The 19,293-nt window shown below is 63.1% G+C and carries 16 protein-coding genes and 1 tRNA gene; 7 read left to right on the top strand and 10 right to left on the bottom strand.

Annotation, left to right across the window (positions count from 1 at the left end; translation table 11 throughout):
• Nucleotides 1–55 precede the first annotated feature (55 nt).
• The 5 genes from IF103_RS21725 (at nt 56) to IF103_RS21745 (ending at nt 3,989) form a co-directional block, all read left to right on the top strand.
• A complete protein-coding gene (locus tag IF103_RS21725) occupies nt 56–637 on the top strand; it encodes a DUF2796 domain-containing protein (RefSeq protein WP_023382597.1) in 582 nt (193 codons plus the stop codon).
• Nucleotides 638–1,348 (top strand): ABC transporter ATP-binding protein, encoded by a 711-nt coding sequence (locus IF103_RS21730; RefSeq protein WP_023382598.1) that lies wholly within the window; start codon nt 638–640, stop codon nt 1,346–1,348.
• On the top strand, nt 1,348–2,613 hold the full coding sequence (locus tag IF103_RS21735) for an ABC transporter permease (protein ID WP_023382599.1): 1,266 nt from the start codon (nt 1,348–1,350) through the stop codon (nt 2,611–2,613). Before IF103_RS21730 ends, IF103_RS21735 begins: the two co-directional genes overlap by 1 nt.
• 9 nt (nt 2,614–2,622) lie before the next feature.
• Entirely contained in the window at nt 2,623–3,195 is a 573-nt protein-coding gene (locus tag IF103_RS21740; RefSeq protein ID WP_049818789.1) for a DUF3299 domain-containing protein, read from the top strand.
• Nucleotides 3,196–3,305: 110 nt separating this feature from the next.
• Nucleotides 3,306–3,989: an OmpW/AlkL family protein gene (locus IF103_RS21745; RefSeq protein WP_023382601.1), complete on the top strand. Its 684-nt coding sequence runs from the start codon at nt 3,306–3,308 to the stop codon at nt 3,987–3,989.
• Between the two features lie 105 nt (nt 3,990–4,094).
• On the opposite strand, the gene IF103_RS21750 is transcribed toward IF103_RS21745, so the two are convergent.
• From IF103_RS21750 to IF103_RS21760, 3 genes are all read right to left on the bottom strand, one after another.
• On the bottom strand, nt 4,095–5,027 hold the full coding sequence (locus tag IF103_RS21750) for an NAD-dependent epimerase/dehydratase family protein (protein ID WP_202675667.1): 933 nt from the start codon (nt 5,025–5,027) through the stop codon (nt 4,095–4,097).
• Nucleotides 5,020–5,904, bottom strand: coding sequence for a sugar nucleotide-binding protein (locus tag IF103_RS21755; protein WP_023382603.1), 885 nt, complete (start codon nt 5,902–5,904; stop codon nt 5,020–5,022). The genes IF103_RS21750 and IF103_RS21755 overlap by 8 nt, the downstream gene beginning before the upstream one ends.
• 309 nt (nt 5,905–6,213) lie before the next feature.
• The gene (locus tag IF103_RS21760; protein WP_023382604.1) at nt 6,214–7,023 is read right to left on the bottom strand and encodes a helix-turn-helix domain-containing protein; all 810 of its coding nucleotides are present in this window, start codon (nt 7,021–7,023) and stop codon (nt 6,214–6,216) included.
• 179 nt (nt 7,024–7,202) lie between these two features.
• Here IF103_RS21760 and IF103_RS21765 point away from each other — a divergent pair, with 179 nt between their 5' ends.
• Both IF103_RS21765 and IF103_RS21770 read left to right on the top strand, forming a co-directional pair.
• Entirely contained in the window at nt 7,203–8,645 is a 1,443-nt protein-coding gene (locus IF103_RS21765) for an alanine/glycine:cation symporter family protein (protein WP_023382605.1), read from the top strand.
• Between the two features lie 72 nt (nt 8,646–8,717).
• Nucleotides 8,718–9,707, top strand: a complete 990-nt coding sequence (locus tag IF103_RS21770; RefSeq protein ID WP_023382606.1) for an asparaginase — start codon at nt 8,718–8,720, stop codon at nt 9,705–9,707.
• 87 nt (nt 9,708–9,794) lie between these two features.
• Here IF103_RS21770 and IF103_RS21775 read toward each other — a convergent pair.
• The 7 genes from IF103_RS21775 to fdnG form a co-directional block, all read right to left on the bottom strand.
• Nucleotides 9,795–9,890: transfer RNA gene (locus tag IF103_RS21775), tRNA-Sec, on the bottom strand.
• A 6-nt stretch (nt 9,891–9,896) separates the two neighbouring features.
• Nucleotides 9,897–11,819, bottom strand: a complete 1,923-nt coding sequence (gene selB / locus IF103_RS21780) for a selenocysteine-specific translation elongation factor (protein WP_023382607.1) — start codon at nt 11,817–11,819, stop codon at nt 9,897–9,899.
• The gene (gene selA, locus IF103_RS21785) at nt 11,816–13,243 is read right to left on the bottom strand and encodes an L-seryl-tRNA(Sec) selenium transferase (protein WP_023382608.1); all 1,428 of its coding nucleotides are present in this window, start codon (nt 13,241–13,243) and stop codon (nt 11,816–11,818) included. Before selA ends, selB begins: the two co-directional genes overlap by 4 nt.
• A 133-nt stretch (nt 13,244–13,376) precedes the next feature.
• Nucleotides 13,377–14,297, bottom strand: coding sequence for a formate dehydrogenase accessory protein FdhE (fdhE, locus tag IF103_RS21790; RefSeq protein ID WP_104883238.1), 921 nt, complete (start codon nt 14,295–14,297; stop codon nt 13,377–13,379).
• Nucleotides 14,298–14,301: 4 nt separating this feature from the next.
• Nucleotides 14,302–14,958, bottom strand: a complete 657-nt coding sequence (locus IF103_RS21795; RefSeq protein WP_202675668.1) for a formate dehydrogenase subunit gamma — start codon at nt 14,956–14,958, stop codon at nt 14,302–14,304.
• Entirely contained in the window at nt 14,955–15,905 is a 951-nt protein-coding gene (fdxH, locus tag IF103_RS21800) for a formate dehydrogenase subunit beta (RefSeq protein ID WP_023382611.1), read from the bottom strand. The genes IF103_RS21795 and fdxH overlap by 4 nt, the downstream gene beginning before the upstream one ends.
• Nucleotides 15,905–18,973, bottom strand: a complete 3,069-nt coding sequence (gene fdnG, locus IF103_RS21805) for a formate dehydrogenase-N subunit alpha (RefSeq protein ID WP_148299938.1) — start codon at nt 18,971–18,973, stop codon at nt 15,905–15,907. The genes fdxH and fdnG overlap by 1 nt, the downstream gene beginning before the upstream one ends.
• Nucleotides 18,974–19,293 lie beyond the last annotated feature (320 nt).

Raw genomic sequence — 19,293 nt, forward strand, 5'->3', positions numbered from 1 at the left:
CGCAGAGAACTTGTTATAACATAACTTAAATTTCAACCCGCTCCCGGAGTCGTCCATGCGTCGCCTGCTGCTTGCCCTGCCCTTCGCCCTGCTGCCCCTGGCCGTGGTCCATGCCCACGATGACCATGATCATGACCACGATCACGCCCACGGCACCCTCGGCGCCCACGAGCATGGGGTGGCCAAGCTCAACGCCGTGCTCGACGGCAACACCCTTGAGCTGGAACTGGACAGCCCGGCGATGAACCTGGTCGGCTTCGAGCACACCGCCAACACCGACGCCGACAAAGCCAAAGTCGCCGCCGCTCGCCAGCAGCTCGAACAGCCCCTGAAGCTGTTCGGCCTGGCGCAAGCCGCCGGCTGCAAGGAAGAAGCGCAGGAACTGGAGAGCCCGCTGTTCGGCGATGCCGCCCATGCCGATGACGAGGGCGATGCCCATGAACACGCGCACCAGCACGCCGACGTCAACGCCCACTATCAACTGAGCTGCGCGAACCCCGACAAGCTTTCCCAGATTGACCTGAGCCCTTTGTTCAAGGCCTTCCCGCAAACCCAGAAGATCAGCGTGCAACTGATCGGCCCTGATGGCCAGAAAGGCCTGGAAACCACTCCCGCCAAGGCCGTGGTTGCATTCTGAATGAGCCAGGCGCTGATCGAACTGCATGACCTGGTGTTCGCCTGGCCAGGGCAGCCGCCCTTGCTGGATATCCCGGCATTGCGCCTGGATACCGGCGAGGCGTTGTTCCTCAAAGGCCCCAGCGGCAGTGGCAAGACCACCCTGCTGGGGCTGCTGGGTGGCGTCAACCAACCCGGCCAAGGCAGCATCCGCCTACTCGGGCAAGACCTCTCCGGCCTGGGCCAAGGGGCCCGCGATCGGTTCCGGGTCGACCACACCGGTTACATCTTCCAGCAGTTCAACCTGCTGCCGTTTCTCTCGGTGCGCGAAAACGTCGAACTGCCTTGTCGCTTCTCGCAAAGCCGCGCCAAACGTGCGATGGAGCGCCACGGTAGCGTGAGCCAAGCCGCCGCCTCACTGCTGGCCCACCTGGGCCTGGACGACCCGGCCTTGCTCGCTCGCCGCGCGGGCAGCCTGTCGATTGGCCAGCAACAACGGGTCGCCGCAGCCCGGGCATTGATCGGCCAACCTGAACTGGTGATCGCCGACGAACCCACTTCGGCGCTTGACGCCGATACCCGTGAGGCGTTCATTCGCCTGCTGTTCGACGAATGTCGGGCAGCGGGTTCCAGCCTGCTGTTCGTCAGCCACGACCAAAGCCTGGCCCCCCTGTTCGACCGACACCTGTCGCTGACCGAACTCAACCGCGCCGCCAAGCCCCGGGAGGCCTGATGTACCTGCTTCGCCTTGCTCTGGCCAGCCTGGCCAACCGTCGTTTCACCGCCTTCCTGACGGCCTTTGCCATTGCCCTGTCAGTGTGCCTGTTACTGGCCGTCGAACGAGTGCGCACCGAAGCCCGCGCCAGTTTCGCCAGCACCATAAGCGGCACCGACCTGATCGTCGGTGCCCGTTCGGGCTCGGTGAACCTGTTGCTGTATTCGGTGTTCCGCATTGGCAACGCCACCAACAACATTCGCTGGGACAGCTTCGAGCACTACGCCAAGGACCCTCGGGTGAAATGGGCCATCCCCATCTCACTGGGCGACTCGCACCGAGGCTACCGGGTGATGGGCACCACCGGCGACTACTTCAGCCACTACCAATATGGCCGCCGCCAACATCTGGAACTGAGCCAGGGTCGGGCGTTCGCCGACGACCCGTTCGAAGTGGTGCTCGGAGCCGAAGTCGCCGAGGCCCTGCAGTACAAGCTGGGTGACAAGCTGGTGCTGGCCCACGGGGTGGCCGCGATCAGCCTGGTCAAGCATGACGACAAGCCCTTCACTGTGGTGGGTGTGCTCAAACGCACCGGCACTCCCGTGGACCGAACGCTGCACATCAGCCTCGGCGGCATGGAAGCTATCCACATCGACTGGCACAACGGTGTCCCTGCCAGGGGCGCCGGACGCATCAGCGCCGAGCAGGCACGTGGTATGGACCTGCAGCCCACCGCAATCACCGCCTTCATGCTGGGCCTGAACAACAAGATCGCCACCTTCAGCCTGCAACGCGAAATCAACGAGTACCGCAATGAGCCGCTACTGGCGATTCTGCCTGGGGTGGCGCTGCAAGAGCTGTGGAGCCTCATGGGCACGGCCGAGCAGGCCTTGTTCGTGGTGTCGCTGTTCGTCGTGCTGACCGGGCTGATTGGCATGCTCACCGCCATTCTCACCAGCCTCAACGAACGGCGCCGGGAGATGGCGATTCTGCGCTCGGTTGGCGCGCGCCCTTGGCACATTGCCGGCTTGCTGGTGCTCGAAGCATTCGCCCTCGCCGTGGCGGGCATCGCTGCTGGGCTTGGTCTGCTCTATGCCGGTATAGCCCTGGCCCAGGGTTATGTGCAGGCCAACTACGGCCTCTACCTGCCGCTGGCCTGGCCAAGTGCGCATGAGTGGACGTTGCTGGCTATCATCCTCGTTGCCGCGCTGCTGATGGGCAGTGTGCCCGCCTGGCGCGCCTACCGGCAGTCGCTCGCCGACGGTCTGTCGATTCACCTCTGAGTGCCTACCATGACCAGGAACCTCACCGCCTTCTTCGCGGGTAAACCCGCGAACAGGCCGGCCAGAGCAGCACAACTTCTACTGGTTGTGCTGCTCTGGCTGGCATCGCCTGCCTGGGCCTCGGAACCTCGCGAGCTGGATTGGCCCGCGCTCATCCCCGAGGGCGCACCGGTCATCCCGCCACAACTCGCCCCGCTGCACGACATGTCGCAGCTCAGCGATGCACTGTCCGCCGAATCTGCCCCGGCAGCGCGCCAGCAAGCGCCCAATGCTCCCGTGGTCAAGAAACTGGACGGCCAGTTGATCAAACTGCCCGGCTATATCGTGCCGCTGGAAGTCAGCGAAGAAGGCCGCACCACCGAATTCCTGCTGGTGCCTTACTACGGCGCCTGCATACACGTGCCGCCTCCGCCCTCGAACCAGATCGTGCATATTTTCAGTGAGATGGGCGTACGCGTCGAAGACCTCTACCAGCCCTACTGGATCGAGGGAAAGATGCAAGTTAGAGCCTCCAGCAGCGAGCTGGCCGATGCCGGATACCAGATGGAAGCCGAGAAAATCTACGCTTATGAGCTGAAGTGAGAACTGTTTCGAAGTCGTACACACGCTTCGTTGAGCTGGGTCAAACTTTCTGTTTATGCGTCTTCGTACCATTGGACTTCACAAAATTTTCACGTCCTTTGGGAGCTTCCATGAACAAGTCCTTGCTCGGCGCCGCACTCGTTGCCTTGGCGCTCGCAGCCCCTGTTGCCAACGCCCACCAGGCGGGTGATTTCATCATCCGCGCCGGTGCCGCCACGGTAGATCCGAACGAAGACAGCGGCGCACTCAAGCTCGATGGCGCAAAGGTTTCGGGCACCAAGGCTACCCTGGACAGCGACACCCAGTTGGGCCTGACCTTCGCCTACATGCTCACCGACCACATCGGCGTCGAGCTGCTGGCCGCCACCCCGTTCAACCACACCGTGGCCGTCAAAGGCCTTGGCCCGGGCCTGGACGGCAAACTGGCCGACATCAAGCACCTGCCACCGACCCTGTCGTTGCAGTACTACCCGATGGCGCCTACTTCGAAGTTCCAGCCGTACGCCGGTATCGGTATCAACTACACCATGTTCTTCGACGAAGACCTCAGCGGTGCACGCAAACAGCAGGGCTTCAGCAACCTGAAGCTGCAGGATTCGGTGGGCCTGGCCGGCCAGTTGGGCATGGACTACATGCTGACCGATAACCTGCTGTTCAACGCCTCGGTCTGGTACATCGACCTCGACACCAAGGCGACCGTCGATGGCCCCAACGCCCTGGGCGTTGGCAAGACCAAGGTCGACGTGGATGTAGACCCTTGGGTGTACATGGTCGGTCTCGGCTACAAGTTCTGATTCAGGTCGCGATACTGGCGGGGGCCTTGCGCCCCCGCTGTGCTGTGGGCTTATTGCCGGCAAACCGGCTTTCTGCAGGTGACGGGCGATAACCCTTGGATTATCTCAGCCTTTACCCAGAAGCTGGGCCAAGCCCTCGACCATCGAGGTCGGCCGTGGGAATTGGAACCGCGCCAGCAACCGCTGGTTATCCGCCCGAGAATGGCGAATGTCACCCGACCGCGCCGGCCCGTAGCTGATAGCCGGCAAGCTGCCCACCACCGTCTCCAGCGCCTTCAACAGCTGGTTCAGCGAAGTCGCCTGGTTCAGGCCGATATTCACAGCCCCCTCTTCCGCTTGCGGCTTTTCCAGTGCCTGCACCATGACCTGTACCAGGTCCGCCACATAGAGAAAATCGCGAGTCTGCTCACCATCACCGAACACAGTGATCGGCAGGCCCTGGGTCGCTCGTTCGCAGAAAATGCTGATCACACCGGAGTAGGGCGAGGACGGATCCTGCCGTGGCCCGAAAATATTGAAGAAGCGGAACACCACTGGCTCCAGGCCATGCTGACGACGGTAGAAGTCCAGGTACTGCTCACTGGCCAGTTTATCCACGGCGTAGGGCGTCAGCGGCGCCTTGGGCGTGTCTTCGGCGATCGACTCGCCCTCGCCGTTGTTGCCATAAACCGCCGCACTGGAAGCGAACAGCACACGACGCACACCTTGCACACGCATCGCCTCGCATACATTGAGGGTGCCAATGAAGTTGCTCTGGTGGGTTTTCACCGGGTCTTCGACCGACGCCTGCACCGAAGCCACCGCCGCCAGGTGCACCACGCCAGCACAGTCGGCAACGGCGCGGTTGACCAGCTCGGCGTCTGCCACGTCGCCTTCGATCAGTTCGAGCTTTGGGTGGCCCAGCTGCAGGTTGTCCCGCTTGCCTGTGGACAGGTCGTCGAGGATACGTACGGCGTAGCCTTTGCCTAGCAAAGCATCACACAGATGGGAGCCAATGAAGCCGGCGCCGCCGGTGATGAGGATGGGGGCATCAGCCATGTCGGTAGAATCGGTCCAGAAGGGGCGGCAAACCGGCGCGCCAGGCACGCGGCTTGATGCCGAAGGTGTGAAGGATTTTCTTACAGGCCAGCACCGCATGCTGGGGTTCCTCGCTGGCATCCGGGCGCGCAGCGTGTGCCTGCGGGGTGGGTGCCTGCACGGCCAGCTTGCGGTACTGCCCGGCCTCGCCGAGGATGGCCTGGCCCAGCGCCAGCGGCGTAGTCGCCTCGTTACCAGCGTAGTGGTAGGTGCCCCACAGCGGCGCGTTGCAGTCGAGCTGCTTGAGCACCGAGAGAATGACCCGGGCCGCATCGTCGACAGGCGTTGGGTTACCACGGCGATCGTCCGCCAGCAGCAATTCCTGTGGCTGCTCGGCGCGGGTCAGGAAGCGCCCCAGGGTGCCGTCGATGCTCTCGTCCAGCAGCCAGCCGAACCGCAGCAGCACATGGTGAGGGCACGCTGCCCGCACGCTCTGCTCGATCCGCCACAGCGCCTGGCCACGCAGGCCGAGCGGCAGCGGCTCGTCCTTTTCGCTGTAGGCCGTGGCCCGCGAGCCGTCGAAAACCCGGTAGCTAGACGGTTGCACCAAGGTGATCTGGTGGTGCTGGCACAGTTCCGCCAGCCGCTCCACCGCCCGCTCCTGCAGGGCCAGACGCTGTTCGCTGACCGACTCGGCCTGGAACCAGTCGAAGTAATAGGCCAGGTTGACCAGGGCGTCGGGGCGATGATCGTCCAGCAACTGGGTGAGACTGGCAGGGGTCCAGCCGTCTTCAGGCGGACGCGGCGCCAGGAATGCGATGTCCTCCTCGGCCCCGAGACGAATCAGCGCTTGCCCGAGGGCATTGCCACCACCCAACAGCATCAGGCGCATACGCATAGAGTCAGCAGATCCGAACAGGTTGATTTGAGGAAAGGAGTCATTTTGCGGTTTCCGGGCGGGGAAGTCCAACTCTAGGCACGGCGTAACTTATTCAACCCAATCACACCCCTACACGAGAAATGCCCGGCACGCGGAACGAGCTCGGCCCTGCATCAGACGCGAAAAAAACCTGGCTCAATCGTCAGTGTTTTCCCAAAAACTCCCGCCAAGCCCTACATACAAAGAAAAGAACAATGACAGGACGTTATTGCGAAACACGGTCTACAGCACTTCGCGTTGCAGATAAGGCACGAAAGAGGCTGAGCATCACTCAATCTCGAACAAACTGTTCTTCAGCGGCCCCACGCTCAACCGCTCACGCACATCATCATCGATGCGCGGATCGTCCGGCCGGTACAGTTTGACCTGCCGGTAGGCATTGATGCGGTTGATTTCCTCCCCCAGGTATTCCCAGACCACACGGGTGCAGGCCGGGTTGCGCCGGTCGCCGCTAGAGACGCCGGTCTTGAGCCCATTGAGGCGGGTGATGCGGCTCTTGAAACTGGGGATGAGAATGGTCTGGCTCATTTCGTTGAGGGTCAGCGACTCGTAGTCGATCAGGAACACGCGGTCCTGCAGCTGGAATGCCGCCCCCAGATAACGGCAGCGTACTTCGGCATGCAGGTCGGTCGCAGTGGATCGCTCCTGACGCTCCTGACGCTCGAACAGAAACTGGCCGCGCTCCTCCCGCAAATGCACCAGCGAGACCAGGATCGTGCCGGGCACCGACATGCAGTTGGAATATTCAAAGTAGTACCCGCAATAGCGCGACAGGTTGCCAGCGTGTGCATGCAGCGGCCGGAACAATTCACTGATCGGGTCGCTGGCCTGGTCGGCCACGGTGGAAACCCGGGCGCCTATCAACCGCGCGAACTGTTCGGGTGGCAGGTTCAGCTCGTAATCCTCGACGCCGAAGAAATCGCCGATGCGCTTGAGGTTGTAGGCCGTCGGACGGCTCTGCCCACTCAGGTACTTGTTGAACTGAGCGCGGTTGATCGACAACTGCCGGCAAACTTCGGAAATAGAGCGGTAGTGGCTGCAAGCCAGTTTCAGATTGGTAGCGAAATGATCGCTCATGTGCGGAATCCAAGATGACGCGAATGGCGCCATTTTAGCATCAAGTCGCATCAACTCAGAGCAACCCGCGAAATTGTAACGACTCTTGTCATAGCCAAACATGCGCCCCAACGCATAGCGGTGCGCCTGCCGCCCGCTGTTCTATTCACACGAACAATAAGAATCGAGGTCATTTTCCAATGCTCGAAGCACTCAACGATTTCCTTTCGGGGAAACTCCTCATCGTGCTGATCGTCGGACTCGGCAGCTACTTCACCATCCGCTCGCGGTTCGTGCAGTTCCGCCATTTCGGCCATATGTTCAGTGTCTTCAAGGAATCCCTTCGCGGCCAGGCAGGCCAACTGAGCTCGTTCCAGGCCTTGATGCTGAGCCTCGCCGGCCGTGTCGGTGCCGGTAACATCGCAGGCGTCGGCATCGCCGTGACCCTGGGCGGCCCAGGTGCCGTGTTCTGGATGTGGGTTACCGCACTGGTGGGCATGTCCAGCAGCTTCTTCGAATGTACCCTGGCCCAGGTCTACAAGCGCGCCGATGGCGATGGCCTGTACCGTGGCGGCCCAGCCTACTACATCCAGCATGGTCTGAAGCTCAAGAGCATGGCCGTGGTGTTCTCGGTCCTGCTGCTGGTCACCTATGGCTTCGCCTTCAACGGGCTGCAGTCGTACACCGTGACCCACTCGCTGCAAAACGCCTTCGGCTTCGACCCACAGCACACCGGTATTGCCCTGGCCGTGCTGCTGGCCATCGTGTTCCTCGGCGGCATCAAGCGCATCGCAGCTGTGTCCGACCTGCTGGTTCCGGTCAAGACCCTGGCCTACATCGGCGTAACCCTGTACGTGATCGGCAGCCAGATCGAGCACGTACCCGCCATGCTGGAAACCATCTTCAAGAGCGCCTTCGGCCTTGACCCAGCGTTCGGCGGCCTGCTCGGCAGTGCCATCGTCATGGGCGTGAAGCGTGGCGTGTTCGCCAACGAAGCCGGCCTGGGCAGCGCGCCTAACGTCGCTGCGGTCGCCGCTGTGAAGCACCCAGGCGCCCAAGGCGTGGTCCAGGCGTTCAGCGTGTTCCTCGACACCTTCGTCATCTGCACCTGCACCGCACTGCTGATTCTGTTGTCGGGCTTCTACACCCCTGGTTTCGAGGGTGACGGTATTGTCCTGACCCAGAACTCCCTGGCTGCCGTGGTCGGTGACTGGGGTCGTCTGTTCGTCAGCGTCGCGCTGTCGCTGTTCGTGTTCACCTGCATCCTCTACAACTACTACCTGGGCGAGAACAGCCTGCAGTTCCTGAGCCGCAATCGTGCTGTGCTGATGGGCTACCGCGCACTGGTCCTGGCGCTGATCGTATGGGGTTCGGTGCAGAACCTGTCGACCGTGTTCGCCTTCGCCGACATCACCATGACCTGCCTGGCGTTCGTCAACCTGATCGCCCTGGCCCTGCTGTTCAAGGTCGGACTGCGTGTGATGCGCGACTACGACGCCCAGCGCAAGGCCGGCGTGAAGCAACCGGTATTCGACTCGTCCAAGTTCACCGACCTGGACCTGGACCGCGATGCCTGGCCTGCCAATCCTCAGGTTGAAACAGCCGCTGACAAGATCACCGGTCACGCTCAACCTCAGCGCTGATATCCTGCCGTACCCAGCCGCCCCTTCCGTGGGCGGCTGTTCTTTCTCCGCTCACCGCTACGGATGCTTTCCATGCGTGCAGTCAAGAATCTCCTCGTCCTCTACACCGGAGGCACCATCGGCATGCTCGAAACCCCAGAAGGCCTGGCCCCGGCCGGTGGTTTCGAGGCGCGGATGCGCGAACACTTTGCCCAGCAGGCCGACGCGCCGCAGGTGCAGTGGTCGCTGATGGAAATGAACCCGCTGCTCGACAGCGCCAACATGCAGCAAGCCAACTGGCTGGCAATGCGTGATGCCATTGTCGAGGCTGTCGAGGTTGGCGGCCACGACGGCGTGTTGCTGCTGCATGGCACCGATACGTTGGCCTACAGCGCCGCCGTGTTGTCGTTCCTGCTGCTGGGCCTGCCAGTGCCGGTGCTGCTGACAGGCTCGATGTTGCCGGCGGGCGCACCGGGCAGCGATGCCTGGGACAACCTCAGCGGCGCGCTGCGTCAGTTCGAGGCAGGCCTTGAAGAGGGCGTGCAGCTGTATTTCCACGGCCAGCTACTGCACGGCTGCCGCGCCTCGAAGCTGCGCAGCGAAGCATTCGACGCATTTGCCGTCCTGCCTCGCCATCGCGAGGGCGAACGTGTCGGTAGCGTGCCTGCCGCGCTGGATTACCGCCAGCCGCGCAAGCTGGTGAACCTTGCGGTGATGCCCGTGTTCCCCGGCCTGCAGGCCGATCACCTGCGCGCCCTGCTCGACAGCGGCGTGCAAGGCTTGCTGCTGGAGTGCTACGGCAGTGGCACCGGCCCTTCGGATGACCACGCATTGCTGGAGGTGCTGCAGGCGGCACGCCAGCGTGGCGTGATGATCGTTGCGATCAGCCAGTGCCCTGAGGGTTCGGTGGTGTTCGACACCTATGCGGCAGGTAACAAGCTGCGAGGTGCGGGGTTGGTCAGCGGTGGCGGCATGACCCGTGAGGCGGCGTTGGGCAAGCTGTTTGCACTGCTGGGAGCAGGGTTGGATGCGGATGCGGCCGAGCGGTGGTTTGCGTTGGATCTGTGTGGGGAGCGGGCCTGACTTGGGCGTTGCGCTCGACCCCATGGGCGCGGCCACCTTGCGCCAAGCTTCCAACAGCCCACACGCCATTCCCACGTGCAAAAAAATTGGCGGAAGGCAGCGGGAGTCGAACCTGCCCGGGAACGGCTGCCGTCCCCAACCGGGTTTGAAGCCCGGCCGCGCCACCGGGCGCGATTGCCTTCCTTGAACTCAGGGCCTGCCCTGCTGCTGTGCCAGGGCGCTGTCGGCACGGATGTGACGCTGATCGGCGACCCTGCGGGTCAGACCGATGCGGTCGAAGTACTCGAGAATCTGCACACTGCGCTTGCGACCGATGCCCAACATATCGCGAAACGCCGCAACCTGCACTATCGGGGTTTCATTGGCCTGCGCAAGCAACAGCTCTGCCATGCACTGCAGGGTCGCTTCAGGGTAAAAAAGGTCGCGCACCACCTGGTGCACCAAGCCCAACCGCGCCAACTTGCGTAACAGCAGACGCACATCCGCTTCGGGACATTTTTCCTCGCTGGCCAAGGTCCTCACCCACGGCGGGTCGAACTGCCCCTCCAGCAAGCGAGGCTGCAGACGCGACCACAACGCGCTGTCGGCATCGCTCAGTTGAACCTTGTGACCAGGCAGGTGAAGCCAAGCACCGCTGCTGGCAATCGCGCCTTCATTCAGCAACTCATCCAGCAGGCTGACGAATGCCGGCCGCTCAAGCGGCAAGGCAGCAAAGCGACGCAAGCGATCGCGGTCGGGACCAAGCTGGTCGGGCTCTTGCTCGTGGAATGCCGCCAGTTGCTCCAGCACACGGATCCTGAGTCGTTGCCATTGGCCTTTATCGAACAACAACTGGCCTTGCCGGGTAGCGACCACCCACACATTGGCTGGAAGTTGCCAGGTTTCTCGCAGACGGTTGAACTGGCGCTCAAGGCGCTGCGGATCCACTCCGCCAGGTGCGTTTTCCAGCAACGTCGTCAGAGCATGCTCCAGCCCCTCGGCATCGCGCAGCACTTGCAACTGACGCAGGCGCTCATCACTGCGTCGCTGGCGACTGGGTGCGAACGGATCGAGGACCTTGCCGCCGCCCAAGGTGCGCTGGGCACGCTGGTCGCGCAGCACCAAACGGTCGCCGTGGACGGCTTGTAACGGGGCGTTGAGCAGCAACTGGGCAAACATGCGCTGGCCCGCCGACAATCGCTCGCCCTCCAGCAGCGCGACACGGGCAGTGACGTCCTGGGTGCCCAGGTGTACGTGCACGGCACTGAAATGTTCGAAAGTGCGGGTTTCTCCCGCCAACAGGGTCAGTTCAATATCGACCCGCATGCTCGGAGCATGCAGCCATTCAGGCACCAGCCAATCGCCCCGATGCACCTGCTCGACGGTCAGGCGTTCGGCGGTGATGTTCAACGCCACCCGTTGCCCCGCTTCGGCCACCAGTGCCGCCTGATTCTGCGCATGCAGGCCACGCACCCGCACCGGCTTGCCTGCCTTGCCCAGGCACAACGTGTCGCCTGCACTCACCTGCCCGGCCAACGCCGTCCCCGTGACCACCACACCTGCACCGGTGACGGCAAAGGCACGGTCTACGGCCAGGCGAAAGCCCCCGCGGGCACTACGTTGCTGCACACGCCTTTCGGCCGCCAGCAAGGCCTCACGCAGGGATCCGATGCCTTCACCGGTGATGCTTGACAGCGGAAACTGCGGTGCGCCGGCGTAAGGCCCTGGCGCGAGTAACTCGGTGACCTGCGCCTGCACCTCCAGCAAACGCACGGGTTCCACCCGGTCACATTTGCTGATCGCCACCAGCGCCTGGGGAATGCCCAGCAGTTCGATGATCGCCAAGTGCTCACGGGTCTGTGGCATGACTCCGTCATCGGCGGCCACCACCAGCAGCACCAGGTCGATGCCATGCGCCCCGGCCAGCATGTTGTGGATAAATCGCTCGTGGCCGGGCACATCGATAAAGCCGGTCAACGGCGCCCCTTCGGCGAGGGATGCGTAGCGATAACCGAGGTCGATGGTCATGCCACGGGCACGCTCTTCCTGGCGATGGTCACCCGCTTGGCCCGTCAGTGCCTGCAACAGCGCAGTCTTGCCATGGTCGATGTGGCCAGCGGTTCCTACGATCACTGCACAGGCCCCAACTGCAAGGCAGGGAGTTGCGCCAGCCATTGGGCTTCGTCATCGAGCTGGCGCAGGTCGAGCCACAGTGCATCGTCGTCGATGCGCCCCAGCACCGGCACGGGCAGGCTTCGCAGGGCACGCTCCAGCACATGCAGGCTGCGCCCGCGCAACTTCTTCGACACCTGCGGACGCAGGCACAACGCAGCACTGGGCAAACGCGCCACGGGTTGGCTGCCACTGCCGATCATGCCCAGCGCCGGCTCCACGCTGACCCGCCACTGCTCACCCAGGCGGGCCGTGAGTGCCGGTGCCAGACGCTCGGCCTGGGCCTGGATCTGGGCTTGGCTGCGGGTCAGCAGACGCAGGCTGGGCAGGCGCTCGGCCAGGCGGTCGGGGTTGCGATACAGCGCCAGCACCGCTTCGAGTGCAGCGAGGGTGATCTTGTCGACCCGCAAGGCTCGCTTGAGCGGGTTTTTCTTGATTCTGGCAATCAGCGCCTTGCGCCCGACAATGATGCCCGCCTGAGGGCCGCCGAGCAGTTTGTCGCCACTAAAGGTCACGATGTCGGCACCATCGGCGAGCGCTTGGCGAACCGTGGGTTCGGCCGGCAGGCCCCAGCGCGTCAGGTCGAGCAGACTGCCGCTGCCCAGGTCTTCAAGCAGTGGCAGCTGATGTTGGTGAGCAATGCGCGCCAGTTCTGCGGTGGCCACCTGGGTGGTGAAACCCTGGATGCTGTAGTTACTGCAGTGCACGCGCATCAACAGACCGGTGCGCGGGCCGATGGCCGCTTCGTAGTCGCGGGGATGGGTGCGATTGGTGGTGCCGACTTCATGGAGGCGTACACCGGCACGGGCCATGATGTCGGGAATGCGAAAGGCGCCGCCGATCTCGATCAGTTCCCCGCGCGAGATGACGCCTTCCTTGCGCGCGCCCAGGCTATTGAGCGCCAGCAGCACGGCGGCGGCATTGTTGTTGACCACGGTGACGGCTTCGGCACCAGTCAGCTCGCGGATCAGGCCTTCGATCAAGTCGTCACGGTCACCGCGCTTGCCGGTGGCCAGGTCGAATTCCAGGTTCAGCGGATAGCGGGCAGCGGTCTGCATGGCCTCAATGGCCTCTTCCGGCAACAGTGCCCTGCCGAGATTGGTGTGGAGCACCGTGCCAGTGAGGTTGAAGACGCGGCGCACGTGGCTGCGCTGTTGGATGGCCAGGCGCTCGCCCGCGCGGCCCACTAGCACTTCAGCGGCCAGCTCGGCGGCGCAGAGTTGGCCGGCGCGAGCCGGCTCGCGCAGATCGTCTAGCAGCTGGCGCAGGGTGGCGAGCACGGCATCGCGACCGTGGCGGTCGATCAGCGCAAGACTGGCCGGGTGGCGCAGGAGGGTGTCGATGGAAGGCAGGCGTGGGGTGTCGCTGGCTACGCTGGATGACATGCGGTACTACCTTGGACTGATCCGTTGTCTGTGCTGGCCTCTTCGCGGGTAAACCCGCTCGCGCAGATCCCGCTGCGAAAGCGGGCCTACCCGCGAATCAGGCGACTCGGTATTGCAGTGTAGACACTCCCCACTATCCGGGCGCGAGCATCAGGTTAGGTGCCAGGCGATGAAAGCCCTCCTCGTCCAGGCGGATATCCAGCGCCAGGCTGGCCAGGTCGTCGGCCAGCGGCTCGGCCGCTGCATCGTTTTCCAGGTAATTCTGCTTCAGGTAGCTTTCGCACCCCGGGCAGCATTCGGCACGCAGCGGCGCCTTGCCCGGCGCATGGCGGTCATCCTCCAGATAGGTGTACCGCAAGCCTTTGCTCGACTCGCAGTACACACACTTGACCCGCACCACATGCCATTCACAGGCGCACAATGAACATACCAGGTAACGCAACCCATTGTGCTTGCCGCGATTGCGCACTACGCCGGCCATGGCCGGCGAACCGCAAGCCGGGCACTGGGCCAGGCTAGCGGTGGGCTGGAGTTCGGGCGCGGGCAACGCCAGCAACCAGCTCGACCAGGCCGCTTGCAAAGCCGCGCCAATGAAGGGGACCAGCGCCGCCGGCACTGCGTCGTACTGGCCAGCGAGCAGGGCGATGCCCCAGCCCTTGCGCTGGCCATCGTCGCTGCCACGCAGGGCCTGCAAGGCATCGACCAGCGGGCCATCAGCTTCACTGTCGAAGTGATCGAGCAACGCCTGCAGCCATCCCAGCCACGGGCCTTCGCGAACCAGGCTATCTGCGGCCAGCGGCGGCAACCCATGACTCATACACAAGCGCTGACGGTCTTCTGCCACCGGCAAACCGCTGGGCGGGTTATCCACAAGCTGTTGCTGAATGCGGCACAGCCGGGCGACCAGCCGCAAATAGTCACCCAAGGCATGCCCTGTGGATAATTGTTCGAGGCGCGTGGCGCGCAGCTCGAACAGGTTGGCGGGGGGCAGATGCAGAAACGGCGGCATCACTGCCGAGGCTTCGATCTGCCCTGGCTCGAGTATCGTGCTCAAACGGTCATCCTTCTTTACGTCCGTGAGGGGTCGGCGTCTTGTCGCCAGTCACTTCGCGGTACCACAACGCGTGGTGTTTGCGCGCCCAGGCGCGGCTCACCCAACCATGCAACATGGCGCCTACCGAGCCCTTGATCCAGATCCCGGCATAGATGTGCACGATGATGCTGAGAATCAGCACGAAGGCTGCCAAGGCATGTAGCAAGGAGGCAAGACGAATGGCGCCGATGTCGAAGTAATGGCTGAAGTACGCTCGCCAGATCACCACGCCACTGACCAGCAACACCAGCATGCACAGCAACAGGGTCCAGAACAGCAGCTTCTGGCCCGCGTTGTACTTGCCGATCGGCGGTACGCCCTCCTCCTTGTTGAGCATCACCCGGTCGATGCGGCGCAACCACAGGCGGTCATTGGCGGTGATGAAGTTGGCACGCCAGAAGCGCAGCACCAGGCCCAGGAAGAACACGAACATCGCTACCCCGATGAACGGATGCAGGATGCGCGTCCATGGGCCGCCACCGAACAGGTGACTCAGCCAGAACAGCGCTGGGTGGAACAGCGCCAGCCCCGACAGTCCAGCGAGCACGAACAGGATCGCCACGACCCAGTGATTGCTCCGCTCGTTGGCGTTGTAGCGCAGGATAGGCTTGTTGTCGTTCATGGCCGCTGCTCCCCCTGCCCGCCGGGCTGTTTAGGATCATAGACATGGACCGACGGGTCCACCTGATGCACGCCATCACCCGGCGGTGCGGGGTGTTCATCCTCCTCGACACGCTGCGGGCCGACCCGCACATAGTGGAAGAATCCAGCCAGCACCGCCGCGCCCATGGCCAGCAGCGCCAGCGGCTTGGCGAAGCCCTTCCACAACCCGACCAGCGGGCTGATCACCGGCTGGTCCGGCAGGCCGGCGTAAAGCTTGGGCGTGTCGGCATGGTGCAACACGTACATGACGTGAGTGCCACCGACACCATCGGGGTCGTACAACCCGGCGTTGTCGTAGCCTCGCGACTTGAGATCGACGATACGCTCGGCGGCATGAACCTTCATCTCGTCCTTGGTCCCGAACACAATCGCCCCGGTTGGGCACGTCTTCACGCAGGCCGGTTCCAGGCCCACGGTCACGCGGTCGGAACACAAGGTGCACTTGTATGCCTTGTGGTCTTTCTGCGAGATCCGCGGAATGTTGAACGGGCAGCCGGTGATGCAGTAGCCGCAACCGATGCAATGGTCCTGGTTGAAGTCGACGATGCCGTTGGCATGCTTGATGATCGCCCCCGGACTCGGACACGCCTTCAGGCAACCTGGGTCTGCGCAATGCATGCAGCCGTCCTTGCGGATCAGCCACTCCAGGTTACCGTCATCGCGCTCGTGCTCGGTGAAGCGCATCAGGGTCCAGGTTTCAGCGGTCAGGTCCTGAGGATTGTCGTAGGTACCATGGTTGTGGCCGACCTCGTCACGCAACTCGTTCCACTCCGAACACGCCACCTGGCAGGCCTTGCAGCCGATGCACTTGGTGGTGTCGATCAGCTTGGCCACTTCCTGCTGCTGGCGTACCGAAGGCGGTACAGTGGTGGTGGCCGAGCGAGCGATGATGTCTTGGCTGGCCATCAGATTTTCTCCACTTTGACGAGGAACGACTTGGACTCCGGCGTCTGGGTATTGCCGTCACCGAGGAACGGCACCAGCGTGTTGGTCAGGTAGCCGTGCCGAGTAGCCCCGGTGAAGCCCCAGTGCAACGGGATGCCGATCTGGTGCACGGTCTGGTTGTTGACCTTGAGCGGGCGAATCCGCTTGGTCACCACCGCTACCGCTTCGATATGCCCGCGCTTGCTCGACACCCGCACCCGGTCGCCCGCCTTGATGCCCTTCTCATTGGCCAACACCTCGCCGATCTCGACGAACTGCTCGGGCTGGGCAATGGCGTTGAGTCGGCAATGCTTGCTCCAGAAGTGGAAGTGCTCGGTCAGCCGGTAGGTCGTTGCCGCGTAAGGGAACTCGTCGTGCTTGCCCAAGGTGTCCCACACCGAATCGAAGATCCGTCCGGCCGGGTTGCTCGTGGCCTTCTGGTTCTGCGGATGCAGCGGGTTGATGCCAATCGGCGTTTCGAACGGCTCGTAGTGCTCGGGGAACGGCCCCTCGGCCATCTTGTCGATGGCGAAGAACCGCGCCACGCCCTCAGGGTTCATGATGAACGGATTCATCCCCGCCTCCGGTGGCGAGTCGACCTTGAAGTCGGGCACGTCGGTGCCTGTCCAGGCCTTGCCGTTCCACCACACCAGGCGCTTCTTCTCCGGGTCCCACGGTTTGCCTTGTGGGTCGCTGGAGGCCCGGTTGTAGAGGATGCGACGGTTGGCGGGCCAGGCCCATGCCCAGTTCTGTACCTGGTGCATGCCATAGGGGTCGCTGTTGTCGCGGCGGGCCATCTGGTTGCCCTGCTCGGTCCAGCAGCCGGAGAAGATCCAGCAGCCGGAGGCGGTGCTGCCGTCATCCTTGAGCTGACCGAAGCCCGACAGCTGCTGGCCGGCCTTGAGCTGCGCTCCGGTCGGGTCGGTGAGGTCGGTCACTGCCCAGCCGTTCATCTCCTTGGCCAGTTCCTCCGGGGATGGCTCTTCGGGGACCTTGTACGGCCAGTTGATGCTCATCAGCGCGTCCGGGAAAGCACCGCCTTGGGCCTGATACCGCTTGCGCAGGCGCAGGAACAGTTCGCTCATGATGTGCACATCGGTGCGTGTTTCGCCCGGGCCATCGGCGCCTTTCCAGTGCCACTGCAACCAACGACTGCTGTTGACCAGCGAACCATCTTCCTCGGCGAAACAGGTGGTGGGCAGGCGGATGACTTCGGTCTGGATGTTGGCCGTGTCGACATCGTTGAACGGCCCGGCGTTGCGCCAGAACTCCGAGGTTTCGGTGGCCAGCGGGTCCATGATCACCAGCCACTTGAGCTTGGCCAAGGCCGCAGTGACGCGGTTCTTGTCCGGCAACGCGGCAATAGGGTTGAAGCCCTGGCACATGTAGCCGTTGACCTTGCCCTGCCCCATCATCTCGAACATGCGCAGCACGTCGTAGGCTGGTACGTCGAGCTTGGGTAGCCAGTCGTAGCCCCAATTGTTCTGCGCAGTTGCATTGGCGCCGAACCAGGCCTTCATCAAGCTGACATGGAACTTGCCGTAGTTCTGCCAGTATGACAGCTGGCCGGGGCGCAACGGTTTGGAGGCGCGCTTGTCGATGTAGGCGGCGTAGTCCTGCTCGGCGTCACCAGGCAAGGTCAGGTAACCCGGCAGCGAGTTCGACAGCAGGCCAAGGTCGGTCAGACCCTGGATGTTGGAATGCCCGCGCAGGGCATTGACCCCGCCCCCCGGCATGCCAACGTTGCCCAGCAGCAACTGCACCATCGCGGCGCTGCGGATGATCTGCGCACCGATCGAGTGTTGCGTCCAGCCCAGCGCGTAGAGGATCGTCATGGTCTTGCCCGGTACCGAGCAGGTGGCGATCTCCTCCCAGATTTTCATCATGGCGTCCTGCGGCATGCCACAGGTCATGCTCGCCACTTCCGGTGTGTAGCGGCTGTAGTGCTGCTTCATCAGTTGATAGACGCATCGCGGGTGCTGGAGCGTCGGGTCGACCTTGGCGAAGCCATCTTCACCCAGCTCGTATCCCCAGCCGGATTTGTCGGCATACACACGCTTGGCCGCATCGTAGCCGCTGAACAGCCCGTCCTCGAAACCATAGTTTTCTTTGACGATGAACGACACGTCGGTGTAGTTGCGCACGTATTCGTGCTGGATCTTGTCGTTGCTCAGCAGGTAATTGATCAGCCCGCCCATGAAGGCGATATCACTGCCGGTGCGTATCGGCGCGTAGTAGTCCGCCACCGAGGCGGTACGGGTAAACCGCGGGTCGACCACGATCAGCCGCGCCTTGTTGTGCGCCTTGGCCTCGGTCACCCACTTGAAGCCGCACGGATGCGCTTCTGCTGCGTTGCCACCCATCACCAGGACCAGATTCGCGTTGGCGATATCTGACCAATGGTTGGTCATGGCGCCACGGCCGTACGTCGGGGCAAGACTTGCCACCGTCGGGCCATGTCAGACACGCGCCTGGTTATCGAACCCCAGCATGCCTGTTGCGCGGATGACCTTGTGGGTCAGGTAGCCAGCCTCGCTGGAGGCGGCGGATGCAGCGAGAAAACCAGTGGTGAGCCAACGGTTGACCGTCTGACCCTGGGCGTTTTTCTCGATGAAGTTGGCGTCGCGGTCCTGCTTCATCAGGTCGGCGATGCGGTCGAGCGCATCATCCCAACTGACCCGTACCCACTCCTTGCTGCCCGGCTTGCGCACCTCAGGGTACTGCAGGCGACTGGCGCTGTGGATGAAGTCCAGCAGGCCAGCGCCTTTCGGGCATAGGGTGCCGCGGTTGACCGGGTGATCGGCGTCGCCTTCGATATGGATGATGTTCTGTTTGACGTTCTTGCCCGCATCACCCTGGCTGTACATGATCAGGCCGCAGCCGACCGAACAGTAGGGGCAGGTGTTACGCGTCTCGTGGGTGTGCGCCAGCTTGAAGTGGCGCACCTGCTCGGCGAAGGCTGGCGTCGGGGCCATGCCCAACGCCGCCAGGCTCGAGCCTCCAAGGCCGACGGCGGCGACCTTGAAGAACTGCCGACGGTTGAGGTCCATCGTGTACTCCTGATCAGGTGTGAGCGCGCGGGACTTGGCCGGCGCCTCTGGTAGTCACGGTGGTGGCAAATAGATGCCGCCAACCGTTAAGACTAGACAAGATTCATGGAAGTGCGATGACGTGGGTCATGGGGGGAGTCGTTGGGTATGTCTTGGGCTATTCAGTGCACATGAGATCGAGCGCCGACCGCCCGCGCATCGCATCGCATCGCATCGCATCGCATCGCATCGCATCGCGAGCAAGGCTCGCTCCTACGTTCGTTTCGGGCCAGTTATGCCAGTGCGATCTGCACGTTACCGCCGTACGCCACAGACGAAAT

The sequence above is a fragment of the Pseudomonas sp. SK2 genome (assembly GCF_016772395.1).
In the GTDB taxonomy this organism is placed as follows: domain Bacteria; phylum Pseudomonadota; class Gammaproteobacteria; order Pseudomonadales; family Pseudomonadaceae; genus Aquipseudomonas; species Aquipseudomonas taiwanensis.